At 71.2% G+C, this 3,851-nt stretch carries 3 protein-coding genes; all 3 read right to left on the bottom strand.

Annotation, left to right across the window (positions count from 1 at the left end; translation table 11 throughout):
• Positions 1-285 precede the first annotated feature (285 nt).
• Complete coding sequence (locus tag D180_RS07405) at positions 286-1,146, bottom strand: transporter (RefSeq protein WP_232760381.1); 861 nt, start codon at positions 1,144-1,146, stop codon at positions 286-288.
• 39 nt (positions 1,147-1,185) lie between these two features.
• The gene (locus D180_RS07400; RefSeq protein WP_017912294.1) at positions 1,186-3,333 is read right to left on the bottom strand and encodes an acyltransferase family protein; all 2,148 of its coding nucleotides are present in this window, start codon (positions 3,331-3,333) and stop codon (positions 1,186-1,188) included.
• Between the two features lie 2 nt (positions 3,334-3,335).
• Positions 3,336-3,851: DUF2058 family protein (locus tag D180_RS07395; RefSeq protein WP_017912293.1), on the bottom strand; the 516-nt coding region annotated here is incomplete at its 5' end.

The raw sequence follows: 3,851 nt of genomic DNA, 5'->3' as shown, positions 1-3,851 counted from the left end.
GTCGCGCCCTCACGGGCGCGTGGATTGAAACTGCGCCGGCGTGCTGTTCGCCCTGCTCGTGATGGCGTCGCGCCCTCGCGGGCGCGTGGATTGAAACGACGATAGACGGCACCCGTTCTAAGAGCATTCCCTCGTCACGTCCTCACTGGCGTGTGGATTGAAACCCCTTGCCGGCAGGGACTCGCTCACGCATGCGTGTCCCGCCATCCAAGGCGCCTGGGTGAAACCGTTCCAGGCCCTTGGTTGCGCGGAGGCGCGATTCACGACATCACCGCACCATGGACCTCAGCGCAGCAACACCGAAATGCCGAGGCCGCCCTGCCAGTCCGGGGTCTGCGACGACAGGCCGCGCAGCACCGACAGATCCAGTTGCACGCGGTTGGCGAACAGCCAGGTGACGCCGCTGCCAAGCGCGCGCATCTCGTCCTCGCCGCCGCCGATGCCGGCCTCGACGTAGGCGCTCAGCGTGTCGCCGGCGTAGAACGTGTAGCTCGGCGAGATGCTCCAGCCGGAGCCGTCCTCGCTGTCGCTGACATTGCCGTACAGCGCCAGGCTACGCCCCTCCGGCAGGTCCCAGCCGGCGCTCACGCCCAGGTCGTAGCGGTGGCCGGCATCGCCGTACGGCGCGCGCCCGACCGGCAGGCTGGCGCTGCCGAGCAAGGCCCAGCTGACGCGGTCGCTGGCGCTGGGCAAGGCCTGCTTCAAGCCGATACTGGCGTCGCCGCCACTGTGCCCGCGCTGGTCCTGCCCGCCACCACGCACGCGCTGCCACACCTGGCTGTCGATCGCCAGCTGCAACTCGGTGCGCGCGCTCAGGCCGAACCGCAGCCGGCTGTTGGCGACGTATTCGGTGCTGCGCACGTCGCCGTCGCGGTCGTAGCTGCCATCGAAGAACGCCTGCTCCCAGGCCAACTGTCCACGCTGCAGGGTGGTCGAGGCGAAGCCGATACCGGGCCGGTCGAACGCCGGCGTGTCCTCGGCGCAGGCCACGCCGGCAGTGCCGGTAGTGGCCGCCAGCAGCAGCAGCGCCCCGCGCAGCAGCACATCGCCGCGGCGGCGCAACTGCGGCCGGCGGCCATGGTGGGTGGCGACGAACGACGGCACCGCCCGCGATCGCTGCGGCGCGAGAAAAGGCAGAACAGGCATGCGCGAACTCCTTGCGATGCGGGAGCGGAGGGCTGCGCCTCAAGGCGCCGGCGGCGAGTGTGCCTGGATCGCCGCAATGTGCGATGTGAAGCCCGGCAGCAGCACCCGGTTGCCGTAGCCGCTGAGGTGATCGGCATCGAAGAACAGCGGGCGCCCGTCGCGGCTGCCGCTGCAGTACTGCGCGTCGCACAGCAGCGGCAACGGATCCCACACCGAGGCATGCGGCAGCTGCGCGGCGATGCGCTGCAGGCTCTGCAGTACCGGCGCACGGTAGCGCTCCATCGTCGCGCGTGGGATCGGGATGCCGCGCGCGCAGATCGGATTGCCGCGGTTGAACCAGTCCGAACAGCGATACGGCGGCGCGCGCAGCACCGGCTTGGGCGCTTCGAAGACGATGCGCACGCCGCGCTGCGCCAAGGGCTGCAGCAGCGCGACCGCAGCCGCTTCGCCAGCGCTGCGCGCGGCCTGCGCCTCGGCACCCTCCTGCTCGGCCATCGCCGCGGTCTCGTCGAACAGGCGGTCCTGATCGGCCAGGCGCAGCACGCGCAGGGCGGGCAGAAAAAGTACATCGCCGTCGCGCGCGTGCGCGGCGACGTCGGCCAGGGTGCTGCGCTCATAGGCCTGGCAGCCGGGATTGCTGGCCTGCCAAGCCTGCAGGCCGACGATCGGGCAACCGCCGACGCCATACAGCCGCACCGGCACCCCGCTCTGCAGCGCGAAGCGCCGCAGCAGTTCGTTGTAGGCCAGCGCATGCGAGTCGCCGGCCACGAACACCTGGCCGCCATCATCGCGGTTGGGCAGCGTGCAGGCGCCGCGCTCGAACAGCTTGGCGCTGCCCACCTGCACCGGCACCTGGCGGGTCTGCAGCGCGCACTGCGGAAACTCCCGGCGCAGGCCCTTGGCATAGGCGTACCAGTCCAGCGGATGCCGGCTGACCGTGCTCAACCCGTAATAGCGCTGGGCGTTCTGCAGCAGCGCATGGGTGCCGCCGGCGAGCAGCACCAGGCCCAGCCCGGCGACGATGGTCCGCGCCGGCGTGCGCGCGCGGCCGATGCGGCCATGCCGCCACGGCAGCTCCACCCAGCGGTACGAGGCCAGCGCCAGCAAGGCGACCAGCAGCAGCGCCGCGGCTCTGGTCGGCGCCGATTCCAGACCGACGGTCCAGCGGAACAGCACGAGCACCGGCCAGTGCCACAGATACAGCGAATACGAGACGCGGCCGATCGCCACCGGGACGCGGTGCGCCAGCGCGCGCCGGATCCAGCCGGCCGGGGCGCCATGCAGCAGCGCCAGCAGGGCGAGTGTGCCCAACACCGGCCACAGTCCATCCGGCCACGGCGAGTGGCCGGGACGCGCGCACCACAGGCCGACCACCACCGCCGCCAGCGCCATCGCCAGCAACGGCGAACGCCAGCTCCAGGCGCCCGGCGGCGGCGCCTGCATCCCGGCCTCGAAGCGTCCGCGCAGCGCCAGCACCTGGTACAGCAACACGCCGCTGCCCAGTTGCCAGAAGCGTGCGGTGGTCAGGTAGAACGCGGCCGCCGCATCGCCGGCATCGCGGCTATGCCGCCAAGCGAACGCCAGCGAGGCGGCCGAGGCCAGCGCCACCAGCAGCGTCGACCACACCCGACCGCGGCCGCCACGGTTCCAGGCCAGGAACAGCAACGGGAACAGCAGATAGAACTGCTCCTCCACGCCCAGCGACCAGGTATGTGTGTACGGATTGAATTCGGCCTTGGGCGAGAAGTAATCGTTGCCGGTCGAGGCCAGCACCCAGTTGCTGAGGCCGACGAAGGCCATGCGCCCGGTCCTGGCGCTGGTCTCGCTGAGCCAGGACTCGGGAATGAACAGGCCGCTGGCCAGGGCCGTGACCAGCAGGCACACCACCAGGGCCGGCGCGATGCGGCGCAGGCGCCGCGCATAGAACTGCGCGAACACGCCCAGCTGTCCGGCCGCCGGCAGGCGCTGCAACGACGCGCTGACCACGAAGCCAGAGATCACGAAGAACATGTCCACGCCGGTGAACCCGCCCGGCAGCCATGCCGGATCGAGGTGGTAGGCGATCACCGCCAGCACCGCGATCGCGCGCAGCCCGTCCACGTACGGCAGATAGCCGCCGCCGGCCTGCGCGTGCGGCGGCGTGTGGCCGCGCCCGGCGGCCAGCGTGCCCGTCCCTGGCAGCGCCACGTTTACCAGACCAGATCGTCGGGGATCTGGTACTTGGGATCGGCGTAGGGGTCTTCTTCCGCCGTCGCGTTCGGATCGACCCGCAGCGCCACCGCCGCCGGGAAGATCGCTTCGGCCTGGTCCAGCAGCGCCGCGGTCACCAGCAGGTAGCGACCGTTCTGCTGCAGCACGCCCAACTCGCCGGCGTTGAGCGCCTTGAGCTGGTCGGCGGTGACGTAGATGCGCTTGATCTTGCCGCCATAGGGGAAATGGCGGGCGATGTCGGCCTCGGCGTGGTTCAGCGCCTGGCCCTTGAGCAGTTCGTCGAGCTTGGCCCGCGCTTCACGGCGCAGGCGCGCTTCTTCCTGCTTCTGCCGCTCGGCCTCGATGCGCTCGTCCTTCTCGCGCTGGGCACGGATCGCATAGGCCTTGGCCAGATCGATGTCCTCGCGGCTGCGCGGCGGTCGCCCCGGCTGGCCGCCCGCGCCCTGCGGCTTGCCCTGGCCAGGGCCGTTCCCGTGCGGACGGCCGCGCCCGCC

The sequence above is a fragment of the Xanthomonas sp. SHU 166 genome (genome assembly GCF_000364685.1).
In the GTDB taxonomy this organism is placed as follows: domain Bacteria; phylum Pseudomonadota; class Gammaproteobacteria; order Xanthomonadales; family Xanthomonadaceae; genus Xanthomonas_A; species Xanthomonas_A sontii.
Note: the sequence above shows the minus strand (reverse complement) of the source record. Positions and strands in the feature narration are given on the sequence as shown.